This window comes from Paenibacillus sp. 01L418, from assembly GCF_056400045.1.
Map to the genome: position 1 here is coordinate 1 of NZ_JBFTSN010000010.1, position 15,831 is coordinate 15,831.

The 15,831-nt window shown below is 45.1% G+C and carries 16 protein-coding genes; 5 read left to right on the forward strand and 11 right to left on the reverse strand.

Translation table 11 applies throughout. The features are described 5' to 3' along the window. Positions 1–179 precede the first annotated feature (179 nt). Entirely contained in the window at positions 180–746 is a 567-nt protein-coding gene (locus AC1DSE_RS02705) for a beta-class carbonic anhydrase (protein WP_477509502.1), read from the forward strand. Between the two features lie 72 nt (positions 747–818). Here the strand turns inward: AC1DSE_RS02705 and AC1DSE_RS02710 are convergent, their stop codons facing one another. The 4 genes from AC1DSE_RS02710 to AC1DSE_RS02725 form a co-directional block, all read right to left on the reverse strand. Continuing rightward, the gene (locus AC1DSE_RS02710; protein ID WP_477509503.1) at positions 819–1,301 is read right to left on the reverse strand and encodes a GyrI-like domain-containing protein; all 483 of its coding nucleotides are present in this window, start codon (positions 1,299–1,301) and stop codon (positions 819–821) included. Between the two features lie 65 nt (positions 1,302–1,366). Further along, the gene (locus AC1DSE_RS02715) at positions 1,367–2,305 is read right to left on the reverse strand and encodes a helix-turn-helix transcriptional regulator (RefSeq protein WP_477509504.1); all 939 of its coding nucleotides are present in this window, start codon (positions 2,303–2,305) and stop codon (positions 1,367–1,369) included. Positions 2,306–2,334: 29 nt separating this feature from the next. After that, positions 2,335–3,144 carry a GNAT family N-acetyltransferase gene (locus AC1DSE_RS02720; RefSeq protein WP_477509505.1) on the reverse strand — a complete coding sequence of 270 codons (810 nt, stop codon included), beginning with the start codon at positions 3,142–3,144 and terminating at the stop codon, positions 2,335–2,337. 193 nt (positions 3,145–3,337) lie between these two features. Beyond that, positions 3,338–4,243 carry an NAD(P)/FAD-dependent oxidoreductase gene (locus AC1DSE_RS02725; RefSeq protein ID WP_441909989.1) on the reverse strand — a complete coding sequence of 302 codons (906 nt, stop codon included), beginning with the start codon at positions 4,241–4,243 and terminating at the stop codon, positions 3,338–3,340. Positions 4,244–4,472: 229 nt separating this feature from the next. Between AC1DSE_RS02725 and AC1DSE_RS02730 the strand changes: the two genes are divergently transcribed. After that, positions 4,473–5,441, forward strand: a complete 969-nt coding sequence (locus AC1DSE_RS02730) for an MraY family glycosyltransferase (protein WP_477509507.1) — start codon at positions 4,473–4,475, stop codon at positions 5,439–5,441. Positions 5,442–5,854: 413 nt separating this feature from the next. Next, positions 5,855–6,370 (forward strand): DUF4309 domain-containing protein, encoded by a 516-nt coding sequence (locus tag AC1DSE_RS02735; RefSeq protein WP_477527373.1) that lies wholly within the window; start codon positions 5,855–5,857, stop codon positions 6,368–6,370. A gap of 91 nt (positions 6,371–6,461) precedes the next feature. On the opposite strand, the gene AC1DSE_RS02740 is transcribed toward AC1DSE_RS02735, so the two are convergent. The 3 genes from AC1DSE_RS02740 to AC1DSE_RS02750 form a co-directional block, all read right to left on the reverse strand. Further along, positions 6,462–6,842 carry a VOC family protein gene (locus tag AC1DSE_RS02740; protein WP_477527380.1) on the reverse strand — a complete coding sequence of 127 codons (381 nt, stop codon included), beginning with the start codon at positions 6,840–6,842 and terminating at the stop codon, positions 6,462–6,464. A 151-nt stretch (positions 6,843–6,993) separates the two neighbouring features. Continuing rightward, a complete protein-coding gene (locus AC1DSE_RS02745; protein WP_477509509.1) occupies positions 6,994–8,235 on the reverse strand; it encodes a TolB-like translocation protein in 1,242 nt (413 codons plus the stop codon). A gap of 133 nt (positions 8,236–8,368) precedes the next feature. Beyond that, positions 8,369–8,521 carry a hypothetical protein gene (locus AC1DSE_RS02750; protein WP_339205563.1) on the reverse strand — a complete coding sequence of 51 codons (153 nt, stop codon included), beginning with the start codon at positions 8,519–8,521 and terminating at the stop codon, positions 8,369–8,371. A 16-nt stretch (positions 8,522–8,537) separates the two neighbouring features. Between AC1DSE_RS02750 and AC1DSE_RS02755 the strand changes: the two genes are divergently transcribed. Continuing rightward, complete coding sequence (locus tag AC1DSE_RS02755) at positions 8,538–10,616, forward strand: acyltransferase family protein (RefSeq protein WP_441878437.1); 2,079 nt, start codon at positions 8,538–8,540, stop codon at positions 10,614–10,616. 58 nt (positions 10,617–10,674) lie between these two features. Here the strand turns inward: AC1DSE_RS02755 and AC1DSE_RS02760 are convergent, their stop codons facing one another. From AC1DSE_RS02760 to AC1DSE_RS02775, 4 genes are all read right to left on the reverse strand, one after another. Further along, positions 10,675–12,558 carry an FtsX-like permease family protein gene (locus AC1DSE_RS02760; RefSeq protein WP_441878435.1) on the reverse strand — a complete coding sequence of 628 codons (1,884 nt, stop codon included), beginning with the start codon at positions 12,556–12,558 and terminating at the stop codon, positions 10,675–10,677. Continuing rightward, the gene (locus tag AC1DSE_RS02765; protein WP_441878433.1) at positions 12,530–13,297 is read right to left on the reverse strand and encodes an ABC transporter ATP-binding protein; all 768 of its coding nucleotides are present in this window, start codon (positions 13,295–13,297) and stop codon (positions 12,530–12,532) included. Before AC1DSE_RS02765 ends, AC1DSE_RS02760 begins: the two co-directional genes overlap by 29 nt. Before the next feature lie 93 nt (positions 13,298–13,390). Next, a complete protein-coding gene (locus AC1DSE_RS02770) occupies positions 13,391–14,401 on the reverse strand; it encodes a sensor histidine kinase (RefSeq protein WP_477527374.1) in 1,011 nt (336 codons plus the stop codon). Further along, on the reverse strand, positions 14,398–15,105 hold the full coding sequence (locus AC1DSE_RS02775; protein ID WP_477509512.1) for a response regulator transcription factor: 708 nt from the start codon (positions 15,103–15,105) through the stop codon (positions 14,398–14,400). The genes AC1DSE_RS02770 and AC1DSE_RS02775 overlap by 4 nt, the downstream gene beginning before the upstream one ends. A gap of 186 nt (positions 15,106–15,291) precedes the next feature. On the opposite strand from AC1DSE_RS02775, the gene AC1DSE_RS02780 reads away from it, so the two are divergent. Beyond that, a complete protein-coding gene (locus tag AC1DSE_RS02780; protein ID WP_441878427.1) occupies positions 15,292–15,831 on the forward strand; it encodes a sigma-70 family RNA polymerase sigma factor in 540 nt (179 codons plus the stop codon).

Here is a 15,831-nt window from a genome sequence, read left to right on the forward strand (position 1 = left end):
GTGCTGCACTGCTGATTGGCCTAGCTCTGAAGAAATGGATTAACCGCTATTCTACCAAAATGCTGGAAAAAGCAAAGCAGAGCGGATTAATTCACTAGTAAAACATTTGACTAGCCCCCTTTTTCTATGAATAATAAAATAAACAATAGAAAAACGATCTTGGGTTAGGAGGCAATTATATGTCCATGGTTCCGCAAATATTGGAGTTTAATAAGAAATTTGTTGAGGAAAAACAATATGAAGCCTATTTGACTGACAAATTTCCTGATAAGAAGATTGCAGTCCTTACTTGTATGGACACTAGACTTGTAGAGCTTCTGCCAAAAGCATTAAATTTAAAAAATGGCGATGCCAAATTTATTAAAAATGCTGGCGCCATTCTGACTCAGCCGTTCGGAAGCGCGATGCGCAGCATCCTCATCGCCGTGTACGAGCTTGGGGCTCGCGAGGTTCTCGTCATTGGCCATCATGGCTGCGGTATGACCAACCTCAATACTGAAGGCATGGTCAGCAAATTCCAAGAGCATGGCATTGATCCGCTTGCCATCGAAACGCTCGAAAATTCAGGCATACGCATGGATAAATTCCTTCGTGGCTTCTCAAGCTCCGAGGAAGGCGTCATGCACAGCGTCAAATTGATTCGTAAGCATCCTCTCTTCCCAAAAGCCATTCCAGTTCACGGCTTTATACTCGACCCCGAAACGGGCGCTCTGGAGCTTCTCGTTCAGGATTATCAAGCAGAGTAATTGAACCATCAGCAAAGAATACAAAAAACGGTTGTCCTTTCAGCTGAATCAGCCAATAGGACAACCGTTTTTTTATTTTATCGCAATGTAGATGTCGACTTCCGCATTCGCAGGGTCAAAGGTCCGGCCGTCATACAGCTCGTAATCGCCGCCATAAGTGCGCTCAATAGACGAATGCTCGAAAAACGCCCAAATCTCGCCCCATGCTTGCGCTACAACCTCATAAACGGGACCCTTCTTCGTTTTAAAAACCATAAATTTAGCCTCTGGAACCGTCGCTTGCTCTAGTCCATCCGGCAGCTCGGCTTGTGCATCTGCCCGCTCATGCCCAATAAGCACCGTGTAGGCTCCACTAGCATCACTTTCATAATCCGTATACAGCGCATAGATAAGATGACCGTTATTCACCTGTGCTCGTTCTGAGATACCGCTGGTGAAATAAGAATCCCATAGACTGGACAAAAGTCCGTTTGCTCCCGCTTCCTGGGCATTCGTCGTGCGCGTTGTTACCCCTATAAGCGTAACTGCTGGTTTTACTGCAATGGTATCATTCATCTGCTGTTTCCCCATTTCCTTGGTATGATCTTATTTTACCGTAGGAAACTGGACAGCTGTCTGTCTTAGTTCTTATAACGGTTAACAATATTTTGAGCTCGCAAAATGATTTCCTCCACGAGAGCCTGAGGCTGCTCAACCTTAACCTGATCACCGTAGCTTAGCAGCATCCCATAAAACCAGTCATCTATCGTATGCTTGCCTTCCACACGCAAGCTTCCATCCGCTAATACAGTCACTTGATCCGGATGGAAAGCATCTCCTACACGGTGGCGCACCTGCGGCTGGAAAATAAGCGTTACATTGGTATCGGCATTTTTCGACCATTCTACATCCCATGCGTAACTGTCCAGCGAAGGAGTCTCGCGGCGTTCAAATTGCTCAAACAATAGATTCAGCTTCTGTATGCGCGATAAACGGAACACGCGAAACTGCTCGCGAAGCGTGCAATAAGCCTGCAAATACCATATGTTCCCCTTCAAAATGAGCGCATACGGCTCAATCACTCGCTCCGTCTCCGAGCCGTTCATGTTAATATAGCTGAGCCCCGCCTTCCGCGTCTCTTCAATCGCCTTCTTGAACAAGTTTACCTTGTCGCGCGCTGCTGGTCCCTGTCCCCAAGGGTTCAAATCAAAAACCAAGCTATCTCCAAGGTGATCGTTCTGAAGCTTATCCGATTTGTGCAGCAATGCTCTTACCTTCTCATGCAAACCAGCATAGGTCGCATCATCTAATGCGGTACCTATGCCTTTGACGGCTGCTATAAGCGACGAGATTTCTGCTAATGTTAGATAGTGACGAGACAGCGTATATTGCTCCATAATCTCGAACCCGCCCGTTGTCCCTTGATGAGCCAATACCGGAATGCCGGACTGGCTTAACGTATCCATGTCGCGGTAAATTGTTTTTGTTGATACTTCAAAACGATCCGCCAGCTCCTTGGCGCTTATTCGTCCCCGGTTAAGAAGCAGTACCGTCATCGCGAGTAAACGATCAATCTTCAAATCAGTTCCTACTTTCTAAGCTTTTGCATCTACATAAATCTAATTTCAGCAATCGGTCCACTCTGGACAAAACCTATATTTTGATAGACTTTGTTAGCAGCAGGGTTTTTATTATCCGCATACAGCATCGGCTCCCTGTTCTCTTCCTCCAAAATTTCGCAAATTCCCGCTACGACCGCACTGGCATAGCCGTTTCTACGAAGGACAGACGGCGTATAAACCGCATTGATCCGTCCGTGCCGCGGAGATCGATGTGCGATGTTGGCCATCGCTACTGGCAGCTCATCAACAGACCAGAAATATAAATTGCCTCTCATAACCATTCCCTCTGCAGCGGGCATCTGACTGGCAGGTATAACCGACGCCCCATACGCGTCCTCAGAGAAGCCAGCCAAAAACTCAGCGACAAGCTCTACATGCTGGCGCGTTGCTTGAATCATTTTCCCTTTTACCTTCATGGGCTTAATCACCTTTGGGCATGAATAAGCAGTCATCAACATATAAGCACGATATTGCAGCTGGTTCGCCTCCGCATACATTTTCGCGAACGGTTCTGCCGTAGACGGAGCTCCGCATATACCCGGCAAATCCGTTCCTTCGTAATAAGCGATAAGCTCCTGCATAAGCATGTCTCTGCGCTCTTCCGTCATATCCTCCGATAGCCATAACCAAGCGTTATGCCCAGGCGAACCTGCAAAGAGCAGCCGTCCGTCAGACGTCTTCAAGCTCGTTGCGCCTTCCAATGCCGTAATCAAATGAATCAGATTATATTGCAGCTCATCTCGCATAAATGGAAATTGATTTAAAACATGATCGTCTGGATGCAGTTTTTCTAACATATGATCCCTCCTTTTCTCGCTGATAATTAACACTCTCTATACTTTTAGAGCCGTCTAATTAATTCAGTCCAACACCAATACCCATAATGAGTAGGGATGTAACAACGATGTCTATTAACTGATCCTTATTTTAGCAAAAAAACCTTAATAGGTATAACGATACTGCTGCGTTTATAAACGCTCACTTCAGCTGCTAAAATCCAAAATCCTGATGCGACAAATCGGTATTGACCCCAATGGCAGCTTTGCTGCCTTCTCCGGCTGCGACAACAAGCTGTGCAGGTACAATAATAGAAGAATCGCCAGCTGCATATATGCCCCTTATGCTCGTTCTGCCGTAATCATCGGTAACGAAGCCGCCTGCCTGTGTCATCGCACAGCCAAGCGCCTCCCCGAAGTGCGCTGCTTGGCCCCATGATGGCGTAACAAAGCCGCCTGTGCGCTCAATCTCGGTGTTATTCGCAAATACGATACGATGAAGGCGGCCATTCTCGCCATGGAGAGCTTTAATTTTTTGCTGCGTCACTTGAATCCCTCTTTGGCCTAGTTGACCGATCTGCTGCGAGCTAAGGCTGTTCATTCCATTCGTACAAACGACTACATTGCGACTCCAGTTAAACACCGTTTTCGCCAAATTGAAAATATTCGAGCCCTCCGAAATGACGACGAGCGGTTGATCACGCAGCTCCCAGCCATCGCAGTACGGGCAGCTGAACAAGCTTCTGCCATAAAAATCTCGTATGCCGGGGATAGCAGGCAAAGATTCCTTCAGACCTGCTGCCAAAATAAGCGTACGAGCGTGATAAATAACACCGTTGCTTGTCATCAGATGGAAGCCCATCTCGCTTCGCTGCACCTCCGTCACTTTATCAGGCTTAATGGTAACCGAAGGATATTGAGCAATATCTGCATGGGCTAATCGACGAAGCTCGCGCGGCTCAATGCCATCTCGCGTGATGAAGCCATGCGACTCATGGGTTACCGCGTTTCTAGGCTTATTGTGATCAAATACAATTACAACTCTTCGCGATCTGCCCAGCACGAGCGCTGCATTTAAACCAGCAGGCCCGCCGCCGATGATGGCACAATCCAGCTTCATATCTATCGCTCCCTTATCAGTTGAACTATTAACAACAAGCCGATACGTTTAAACAAATTATCGCTTATCTTTATTCAATCTGGGCAGGAAGGATGCATCTTGATTATGTAATGAAGGGCGTGCTGCAGGCAGCTTCTAAAGATTAATATCTTCTCACTTATGTAATCTCCAATCGACAATTTTCTTCACGAATTGTATAATTCTGTTGTTCCTTCATTAACTAACGGTGGTGACTATTATTTTATATGCAATCTCTTTGTTAGTTTCCTTTGCTATCGTTTATTTCTTAATTCCTCCGTTTGCAAAGCTGGCTTTCCGTCTTGATTTTGTGGACAAGCCCCGCAAGGATGTTGAGCGAAAAATTCATAGGGAACCGATCCCTCTTACTGCTAGTTATGTTATTTTCATCGGATTTTTCTTTACTTATTTGCTCGTCACAAGAGATTTCTCCCTGCAAACTGGCGCCATATTTCTAGGCGGCGTACTGCTTCTCTTCATCGGCACGGTAGATGATTGGTACAAGACGAAAGGCAAAGACTTTCCGTCGCTTCCTAAATTTATCGTCCAAATATCAGCAGCGGTGCTCGTTTATGCTTCTGGCATCGCATTTACCGGCTTTTACAATCCACTTTCAGGAGAATACGTGCTGCTTCCCGTTATTTTGCAGTTTACGCTTACGATTTTGTGGATCTTTGGCGTAACGACGGTCATTAACTTCTCCGATGGCATGGACGGGCTCGCTGGAGGGCTTTCGGCGATTTCTGCCGTAACGCTGTTCGTTGTAGCACTGGCCAAAGGACAATCCAATTCCGCCATCATGGCTATTATTTTAGTAGGTGTCACCATTGCGTACCTGCGATATAACAAACCTCCTGCAAAAATCTTTATGGGCGATGCTGGAGCTACCTTCCTTGGGTTTATTTTGGCGGTCATTGCACTAGACGGCGCGTTTAAGCAAGCTACCGTGATGTCATTGTTTATCCCGATTCTCGCTCTCGGCGTACCGATCTTCGATAATATATTCGTTGTCGTGAAACGCATGCTGCAAGGCAAAGCGATCTATCAGGCAGATGCAAGCCAAGCGCATTATCGCTTGCTGCGGGCTGGCCTCAATCATAAGCAGGTCGTCATGTTCCTATGCTTGGTCAGCACATGCTTATGTTTATCATCTATCATTTTGCTGCTTGTTCAGATATAAGAAATAGGGATGCTCTCAAGCGAATTTATTTGCTTAAGAGCATCCCTTTTTTTGTTTAGATGCAACGACTTCATGAGACTAGACGCCGCCTTGCTAAACCTCGAACATAATTTAATTTATTGATGAAACATTTCCCCTATTACGCAGTCTGATTAATTAGCAAATATTTCAAATAGGTGGCGGGTGCTTCATGAACAGAGCTCTATCTGTATTGGCCAAGCACGACCACACCTCACTCACCAAGCCTTTTCACAACACCGCTCATTTGTCTCAGCATAGAAAGAGGGTCCTCTCTCAGCCAGTCCTCAGACATCTTGTACACTTGACCTAGCTTGACAGCGCGAGGCTCTTGAAACATTACATTTACTCGGCCCGTTTATAGTTATATCGAGTGAACTATTGGAGGCGTTTCTATGATAAGAATGATAAGCAAAACCACTGGAATATGCCTTTTACTATCGATGCTCCTCCTCTCTGCTTGTACGAAAGCCGAGGAACCTGCAACACCTCAAATAGAAACGGGTAAAGGGAATTCGTGTCGATTTAGCCTCGACAGTGAGCTTCTAGAAACAGCCGAAAAAGGGCAGCTTAAGGGCTTGAAAGTAAATTTAAACCACTCTAGGAGCGAACTAGAGGAAGCCTATGGACAGCCTGACGAGGTTGGATTTGAAAATGCTGATTATTTAAAATATGATAACTGCTACTTCTATATTTGGGACGAAAATAAGATAGGCGTAATCGATATAAAAATAAACGAATCTGTAGAAGAGGTTAAAAAGGTTTTGGGAGAACCAGATTCCGAAGGCAATTCTGAAGGCGGGTATGATGAATATGGCATTAGTTATACAACAGGAGATTATTCTTTATATTTTATGTACGAAGACGCGGCATCAACTGWAGGGATTGTTCGAATAAAGAGCATGAATTAACTTGTCATTGCAAGAACAGCGGCAGTCTCGAAAGACTGCCGCTGTTTGATAGAGCTTTCGTTTCCTAATACACTAACATTGGAGGGGAATATTACTTTTTCTCCATTACAGCAAAGTAGTTTGCTTCATCATCTGCAAAGTTGAATACTCTTCCAGAAGGCATCGTTACAATGTCACCGACAGTGACACTTTTATTGGACAAGTCGCCATGCAGCTGTTCGAAGTGTTCCGTAAAAAACATTAAAGATGGTGTACCAAGATTTAATCCTGGTGACATTTTTGCAACGAATTCCTTATTATGTAGAATGATCSTTGTTTCTGAATCCTTTGTAGGAGCAATTTCAATATATCGAAACCCTTGGCCGTTATTTTCTTCAGAAATGACTTGAAAACCTACTTTTTCTGTCCAAAATTCTACTGCCTTATCTTGGTTATCTACATACAGCATGATTTGACCGACTTTACTAATCATTGATTGTTCCACTCCCTTGTTTAAGTAATTATTATAATTGAACTGGGCGTTCCTCAGCCAGCTTGTCTTCATTACCTCCTTATATTATAGCATGTAGAATAGGTTATCAATTGAGCATATTCTGATCTTTGCGGCATACGTTATGATGCACTCAATAGAATGCAATCACCTCAGACCAGTCCCATTGTCCATAATAAGAATCTGCTTGGTCGATACCTTTTATCCATTCCACTGCATGGTGTCCATCTATGTCCGCCATGATTACATTTGCTGTAATGTGATCATCCCTCACCCAAAAGAGCTTCGAATGAAGAACTACCGGGTTATAAGCGCCATGCTTTCGGGAGGGCTTTGTCAAATGTTTTTGCACGCCATTATTCAGCTCCACCCTCACTAAGTAAGGAAATGCTGCGCGGCGCTGATCACCATCCGGCTTAGATTCCGCTGCTCTCGACACAATAATATGCTGCAAATCCTGCCAAACAAATACTTGATCAACGAAATGCTTAGGCGTGTACGCAGCCCCCTTCTCTGAGGTTACTTCCAGCACCTTCAGCTGTTTATTGCTGGTGGCCTCGCGCCCGATCCCTGCAATGTAAGCGAGCCGGCTGCCGCTCTTTGCCCATGAGAACCACTGGGGATTATTCACCATCTCATCAAGTGTTCGAAATACAACGCCGTCCGTTGAAATCACACAAAGGATGTTGCTATCGGCCGATAATGACGCGGTTGGCTTAGCAAGAAATGCGATCCATCGACCATCAGCGGACCATTTGAACTCGCTCGTGCCGACCGCAAAAAAATCGTCAGATGGTGCTGGCAGCACATGAACGGTTGTATAGGTGCGAGGATCGTCCATTGTACGAAGTGGTATTTGATAAAGATGGATCGGCGTCCATCCATCCGGGAGCAGCTCTGACTGTGAAGAAGCAAAAAAACCTTTACCATATGGCAGCCATGAGAAATTATCTATGGCTGCAGCGGAACCAAGCGGTTTGTCCGGCGAGCTCGCATCAACGTATTGCAGTTGATCCTTTATCTGATATGCCAGCAGCTTATTCTTCGGTGCCCATTGAAAATTTTTGCCGACATTTGCAGCGACGAGCTTGCTCTTGCCTGTTGGTAAATGCAGCACCCATAGCTCTTGCTCTGCATCTCCCTGCGTATATGCAAGCCATTCTCCATCGAATGACCACTTGGGATTGCGCACAATAGGTCCGCTTACAAGCTTCTTCTCCACTTGACCTGTCTTTAGCCAAAGCTCGCCATTTCGCACAAAAGCAGCCCTTAGAAGTTGTTCTTGTTCCCCATTCGGTGCCGCTGCAATATCTGCTCCACTCGTCATAAACAACAACGCAAGAAACGAAGCGATCCAAAATTTTACGATTCTCATCTAGGGAACCTCCCAAAAAAATACTTGTGGTTACGGTTCCCTTTACTGGTGGAAACATGCATTTATTCGTTCTGTAGCTTTTCATTTTTTTTGTTTCCAGTTTGATACCGATTTGTAACTGTTCTGTTACGAATTATTTTAGCTGCCGCCATATAATTGATTTACAACGATTCATCATCCAGAGGGGCTGAACACCATTTTTACCATCGGTATTATTCGTAATCATCGCTTTTTCCACCGTCTTATTCTCATCGACCTTGCTGCAATTCTCCCCATTCAAATTCATGTAGGAGGATTCCGCCATGCCTAAACCAATCGGCAACAGTAGTCGCTATATGCCGGGACTGGATGGCTTGCGCGCCATTGCCGTTCTTGCCGTCATTGCTTATCACTTGAACTTGCAATGGGTACCGGGCGGACTGCTCGGGGTTACTATGTTTTTTGTCCTCTCTGGGTATTTAATCACGGACATTTTGCTGAAACAGCTTCATCCTTCCAAGAAATTAGATCTCAAAACGTTTTTTATTCGCCGAGCTAGGCGATTGCTGCCTGCGATGTTCCTCATGATAGCTGTCGTTTCATTATGGCTGTTGATTAGTGATACAGGCCGGTTATTGTCTCTAAAAGGCGATATCGGGTCAGCGCTTCTTTATATAAGCAACTGGTATCTTATTTTCCATGAGGTTTCCTATTTCGAGAGCTTCGGCCCCGCTTCACCGTTCGGCCATTTATGGTCGCTTGCAGTGGAAGAACAATTTTATTTATTGTGGCCCCTCGTGCTGTTAGCCGTTATCCGCTTCTCTCCAAAACGGGGCAAACTTGCACTGTGGACACTGGCGGCAGCTGCGGTATCAGCCAGTGCAATGGTACTCCTTTACCAGCCGGGTGTTGATCCAAGCCGTGTTTACTATGGGACGGACACCAGAGCCTTTGCCCTTCTCATTGGGGCAGCGCTTGCTATCGTTTGGCCGAGTTGGAAGCTGTCATCGACCTTGTCTGCACGCAGCCGCATGCTTATGGATGCTGTAGGCACGTTCGGCTTCGTCATCATTTTGGTTATGATTAATCAGACCAATGAGTATGATTCTTTTCTATATCGCGGAGGCATGGTGCTGTTCTCCCTTGCTACTGCGGTTGTCGTGGCTGCACTCGCCCATCCCGCAAGTAAATTCGCAAATGTAATCGGAAGTAAAGTGCTTGCATGGATCGGCGTCCGTTCCTACGGCATTTATTTATACCATTATCCAATTATCGTGTTAACGACTCCAACGGCCGAGAGTGGGGAGCTGCATCCTGTAAGAGCACTTATTCAAGTAATCCTAACGTTCGTACTTGCTGAGCTTTCTTGGCGGTTTATAGAGGAGCCTATAAGGCATGGTGCGCTTGGAAAAATATATTCCCTGTTTAAACTGCAAATAACGGAGCGGATTGGATTAAAAAAAGCTAGCAGTTATCTCGCCGTGCTTGTCATTGTATTCTCGAGCGTATCCTGCACAAGCAGTGTGAATTTGCAGTCAGCCAGCGGCGATAGCACGAACAATGAAACCTCTGTAGTTGCGCCCGCCAAGCCGAATGTTTCGGAGGAAGCTGCTCCAGGCAAAGATCGTGAACAAGGCAAGACTGGACAAAATGAGGCTGTGATCGAGCCGAAGCCAGCTGAACCAGAAAAACAAACGCCTCCGCAAGCGACGGAACAACCTGGTCAATCTAATACGGCTCCGGGTACAGGTAAGGATAAAACCGAACCGTCTATCACCGATCCTGAGCAGCCGAAAGTTGATACCATTGTGAACGGTACCGATGGCAGTAAGCCAAAACCTGTACCAACTGTTAATGACAAACCAACCAGCAATCCCGCACAGGGAAATAAAAATCAGAAGCCTGTACCAGACAAACCGACTGTCACCCCTATCGATCAAAACAGCGTGACAGCAATCGGTGATTCCGTCCTATTGGATGCTGAACCATTCCTAGAGAAGCTGGTTCCGGGTATCGTGGTTGATGGAAAAATAGGAAGACAGTTTGGGCAGGCATTAGATGTGATCGAGGGCTTGAAAAAAAATGACCAGCTTGGAAATACGGTTGTCATTCAGCTCGGAACGAACGGTGCCTTTACGACAAAACAGATGAATGAGCTTCTTGACACGTTAGGCACAGAACGTCAAATCATATTCATCAATACGCGTGTCCCGCGCAAATGGCAGGATTCCGTAAATAAAATGCTCGCAGCCACAGCGAAAAAGACGGAGAACGTGACCATTGTAGACTGGTATACAGCAAGCAAAGGGAAAAAGGACTTTTTTGCCGCTGATGGCGTGCATTTGAAAAAGCATGGAGCACAGTTTTATGCAGACCTGCTCATTAAAGCATTAGACAAATAAAGAAGAGTGCTTTGAAGGTGTAATCGCCTCCGAAGCACTCTTTCTTTATGATGCTCAATTAGGCAAGTGCCATCTTTACCTGCCTAATATAGAAGAAACGAACGATGAAGAAGTAAATGACTTGAACGATAAAAAATAGGCCAAGCACGAGTATGGATTCCTTGAGCAGCGAGTATTTAAACATGTTGGATAGTGTCATGAGGGCAACAGCCCCATGTACTAATGCCACCACGATTGGTGCAAAGAATAGCAATATAATTTGTCGATTCAGTATTTTTGCAAGCTCTTTGTCGCTTAGGCCCATTTTCGAAACCGCTTTGAACTTCTGCCTGTCATCATCCAAATCGCTGTACAGGCGGAAATAAAGAAAACTGCCTGCGGAGACAAAAAACACGATTCCGATAAACAAACCAATGAACAGTATCGGGCCAAAGCGCTCGCTTAACACGGAATTTTGAAATTCAAGCGCGTAAAACTCATATTTATCGCTATAGGGAATAAGATTCGTAAGCTTACCGCCTGCCTTTATGGCTTCTTTCTGCCGCAGTGGTCCATGCCATGCATAATAATGGCTCTCTTGTACTGGAGGCTGGAGTTTTGCAAATTGTTCATCCGATACAATGAAATAGCCGCTGAAACCATGTACCGCTGGCGATACAACAGCTCGATTGGCTTCAATCACAGCACTAGGCTCCAGCGTAAATGGCTCGTTAAGCATTGCTTTACCCGCTCGTGACAACCCAAAGTCGACAACCGCTGCTTTGCCGCCTGAAAGCTTAATCTTATCTATTTTCATTAATTCGGCCAAATGGTTATAGTCGGATTGCTTAACCACTACAATCATTTTATCGCTATTGGAGGCCTTGTAATAACCAAGCTTAAGCATTGCTTTTTCATTTGCGATGTTCGATTCTTTCAGTGTGCGATCAATCTGCTCCATATGCTTTTGCTCGCTGCTATCACCATCCGTCGTTGTCCGGTAGGTGAATAGATAAGGATTTCCCTTAACATGATCTCCTCCGATGATGGATTGAAATCCATAAAGCGAGCCTATCGCACAAAACGAGACAGTGGAGATAATAGCGACCAGAAAGAACGAACGCGCGTTGTCCTTCAAGCGGTAGGCGAGATCGGAAAAAAGCAGCATATTCGTTTTGAGCCAAAAAATCGATTCCATACTCTTTAGCTTCCGAATGATATAAACGCTAAGCTGTGTAAACAGCAGGTAGGTGCCGATGCAAACCATGATCGTAACCGGAATGAGCAGAAAAATAGCCTCGGTCCCATCGGCTCGTAAACTAAGAAAGTAGCTTGCTCCAATCAAGATTGGTACTAGCATGGAAAGAAGGAAGGATGACTTTGGCTCACTTTTCGCTTGCTTGTTTGCCTTTAATAGCGTAACCAGCTGCCCGCTGCGCAGTACGGTAGAAATAAAAAAAGAGATGAGAATAAATAGAATCAAAAATGAAACCAGAGTGAGGGCAATAGCCTTATAAGGAATATAAAAGGATAGCTTTTCATTGATGGTAAGAACATTTTCCCCTGCAAGCAAAATCGCCTTTGCAAACACAAGTCCCAAACCAATGCCGCCGATAATGGCAAATAGGCCAATAATCATATTTTCCAAAAAAATCATCAGACGGAGCTGGACAGTGGTCATGCCCTGCATGATCATCAGCCCAAATTCTCTTTTGCGCGATTGTAGAAATGTACTCATGGAGTAGAGAACAAAAAAGAAGGAAAAGACATAAATAATCCACTTGGATACAGAAAGCGCAAACGTAGCGCTGGAATGAATATTTTCCCCGCTAAGGACAGGGTGATATGCAAAGATAGAAAAAGTAAAGAAAACCATCACCGTAAATAGACTGCTGAGGAAATAACCTGCATAAAGCCGTTTGTTACGAGTGACGTTACGGAATGCGAACTGGCGAAACGTCATTATGATATCCTCCTAACAGCGAAAGCGTATCGATAATTTTTTGGAAGAAGGTTTGACGATTGTCACCCCGATGGATTTCCGTATAGAACCTGCCGTCCTTAATGAAAATAACGCGATTGCAATAACTAGCAGCCACCGCATCATGCGTGACCAGCATCATTGTTGCTTTCTGCTCACGGTTAATTTTCTCCAGCAGTTCCATAACATCCTTCGCTGCTTTGGAGTCAAGATTTCCTGTCGGCTCATCTGCCAGCAGCAGCTTGGGAGAGTGAATCATAGCCCTTGCTATCGCTGCTCGCTGTGCCTGCCCCCCAGATATTTCATACATGCGTTTATCCATAATCTCTGTAATGCCTAGCTTTTCTGCTATGGCTTTTACTTTTTTCTTCATTTCGCTAACCTTGTTGCCATCTAATGTCAGCGGCAGCACAATATTCTCCTCAACCGTCAAGGTGTGAAGCAGATTGAAATCCTGAAAAACAAATCCAAGCTCACGGCGGCGAAATATAGCTAACTCATTTTTGCCCAGCTTGCTGGTCGTTTTGCCGTGAAATGATATGTCTCCCGTTGTCGGCTCGTCAATCGTTGCAATTAAGTTCAGCAGCGTTGTTTTCCCGCTTCCAGAGGGGCCCATAATCCCAACAAAATCACCATCATCAATCGTTAAATTAATGTCGGTCAAAGCCCGATAGGACATTTTACCTTCATATATTTTACTAACCTGTCTTACATGCAGCATACTTAGATCTCCTTTCAAGAGGAAAACAGTTAATGTGTGATCAGTATACTGTGGACGGTCAGCCGCTAACTATCGATTAGACTTTCACTTTTATTACACGCTTGTAAGCTTCTGATAGGCGGCAAAAATAATACGTACCTCCGTACCTTGATCGACCACTGACGTTAGCTCCATTCTATGCCCAAGACGATCAGCAGCCTCCTTCGTCAGATAGAGCCCCATACCCGTTGATTCGCGCATGCCGCGTCCGTTTTCCCCGGTAAAAAAGGGATCAAATACCCGCTTCATATCCGCAGCAGGAATGCCTACCCCACGATCGATAACTTCAATAATAGCTTCGCTCCCGCGCAAATAGCAGGAAATCACGACCTTCTTCCCTTCTGTCTCTTTGCTCGCAGAATATTTAATCGCATTGATGACGAGCTGGGAGAGCATAAAAAACAGCCATTTCTCATCCGTTTCGACCGTTAATTCAGGCGTACTGATATGAACCTCGGGATAAATCTGATTGCGAATAAAAAGTCGTTTGTTGTCATGGACAACAGCGCTGATGATTTGTGACAGAACAACGGGCTTCACGTGGAAATCCTGTTCGAACGCGCGGAGCCGAGCCATATAGAGGACCGTATGCAATCCCGAGCGCATTCTCTCCAGCTCCTCACGAATGCTGGCAAACTCAGGCTCATCGATATTTTGAACAGTGAGCTCAATGACCGAAAGAGGTGTTTTCATTTGGTGAACCCATTGGTCCATGAAAACGAGATGCTCCTCCTGCTGCTTCTTTACTGTATATAATTGCTGCTGATACTGACGGTACTGGGTATGCAACAGTTTCTGGAGCGCCTCCGAGATGGGCGACTGCCCGATTTTCTGAAATGAAGCATCTAGCGATTCGAGAGGCTGACTAAGGCGGAGGTAATAATGTCGCCGACTAAGAAAGTGGTACACAAGGTATCCGCCTAGGATGAAGAAAGCAAGAAAAACAACGTAAAGTGCTGTCTTCAAATTGTGATAGCCATCGAGCCAATAAATCGAAAAAATGATACCCAATTGCAAAAGCTGAACAACAATGAGCAGAGAGTGTTCTCTTATAAACAGTTTCACTTGTCACTTTCCTTCATCCATGTGACGTTCAGCCGATAGCCTGTACCTCTCACCGTCAGCAAAGCATCTTCGATGCCAAGCTCTTGAAATTTTCTTCTAACGCGGGTAATGTTCACATTCAGCGTATTTTCATCCACGTAAGCCTGATCATCCCACAGCTTCTCAAGCAGAGCCTCGCGGCTGGCAACCCGTGGATATCGCTCAATGAGGCTTTCTACGATGTCGGATTCTTTTTTCGTGAGCGCAATGATTGCAGCTTCTAGCTTCAGCTCCAGCCTTTCGGGATAAAGCATGAGCCCTTCGATTTCGAGAACGCGTTCCTCATATCTGGAGGCATACTCCCCATAGGCACGTCGAAGATGGCTGTGGATTTTGGCCAGCACAATTCCAGAGTGAAACGGCTTCGTGATATAGTCATCTCCCCCATTTTCAAGAGCCATGATCTGATCCATTTCACCGTCGCGAGCGAATATAAACAACACCGGGCAGATCGATGCGCTGCGGATTTGCCTGCACCAGTAATAGCCGTCATAACTAGGCAAATTCACATCAAGAAGAACCATGTCCGGCGTGGCTTGATGGAACTCCTCCATTACATGCTGAAAATCGTTTACCCGTATCCCTTCATAGCCATATTTCGTTATAGTAGACAGCAGAAGCTCCGCGATTTTCGGATCATCTTCTACAATCATTATTTTGTGCATCTCACTCTCTCCTTGTATGGACCATTAATGTCAAAATAAGAATATTGCAACACTATCTATTATGCTTGATCTATTATCGATATGGAAACGGGAAGCTAGCACTTTTTTTCTCATGTGATAGATTAATGGAATTCTATTCGTATTACCTAGTAGGCGCCAATAATTGTTGCAAGGAGGGGTGAACGGTTGAAACTGACAGAGGACAATGTTGTACAACACATAAAGAACAAAAACGAAAAAGCCATTTCTTTTATTATCCATCAATATGGAGGACTGCTTGCTGCCATAATTAAACGCCATTTAAATGGCCAGCAGCAGGATTACGAGGAATGTCTGGATGATGTGCTGCTTTCAGTATGGAACAATATTTTGCACTTCGATCCAGAGAAAAATGGCTTTAAACAATGGCTTGCAGCGATTGCCAAATATAAAGCAATTGATTATCAAAGAAAACAAATCAAGCTTCACAATCACCAATTTTCGGTTTCCGAAATAGATGATCGCATGCTCAAAACAAGCGAAGCAGCCGGCACAAGCCAAGTAGATGAGCTGTTTGACCAACTATCAGCGCGTGAGCGGGATATTTTCGAAAAATATTACTTAGAGGGAACACCTTCCCATGAAATCGCGGAGCACTATAATGCCAAGGAATCTTGGGTGCACAACAAGCTTTCTAGGGGACGCAAGAAATTGAAAAGCTATCTGCTCAAAAATAATCAAGGATAA

Bases quoted from the DNA above. Each gene is read 5' to 3' on its own strand.
- AC1DSE_RS02725 (WP_441909989.1), bottom strand. From the start codon at position 4,243: ATGAAGCTGGATTGTGCCATCATCGGCGGCGGGCCTGCTGGTTTAAAT.
- AC1DSE_RS02710 (WP_477509503.1), bottom strand. From the start codon at position 1,301: ATGAATGATACCATTGCAGTAAAACCAGCAGTTACGCTTATAGGGGTA.
- AC1DSE_RS02705 (WP_477509502.1), top strand. From the start codon at position 180: ATGTCCATGGTTCCGCAAATATTGGAGTTTAATAAGAAATTTGTTGAG.
- AC1DSE_RS02720 (WP_477509505.1), bottom strand. From the start codon at position 3,144: ATGTTAGAAAAACTGCATCCAGACGATCATGTTTTAAATCAATTTCCA.
- AC1DSE_RS02745 (WP_477509509.1), bottom strand. From the start codon at position 8,235: ATGAGAATCGTAAAATTTTGGATCGCTTCGTTTCTTGCGTTGTTGTTT.
- AC1DSE_RS02775 (WP_477509512.1), bottom strand. From the start codon at position 15,105: ATGCACAAAATAATGATTGTAGAAGATGATCCGAAAATCGCGGAGCTT.
- AC1DSE_RS02765 (WP_441878433.1), bottom strand. From the start codon at position 13,297: ATGCTGCATGTAAGACAGGTTAGTAAAATATATGAAGGTAAAATGTCC.
- AC1DSE_RS02750 (WP_339205563.1), bottom strand. From the start codon at position 8,521: ATGAATTTGAATGGGGAGAATTGCAGCAAGGTCGATGAGAATAAGACG.
- AC1DSE_RS02755 (WP_441878437.1), top strand. From the start codon at position 8,538: ATGCCTAAACCAATCGGCAACAGTAGTCGCTATATGCCGGGACTGGAT.
- AC1DSE_RS02760 (WP_441878435.1), bottom strand. From the start codon at position 12,558: ATGACGTTTCGCCAGTTCGCATTCCGTAACGTCACTCGTAACAAACGG.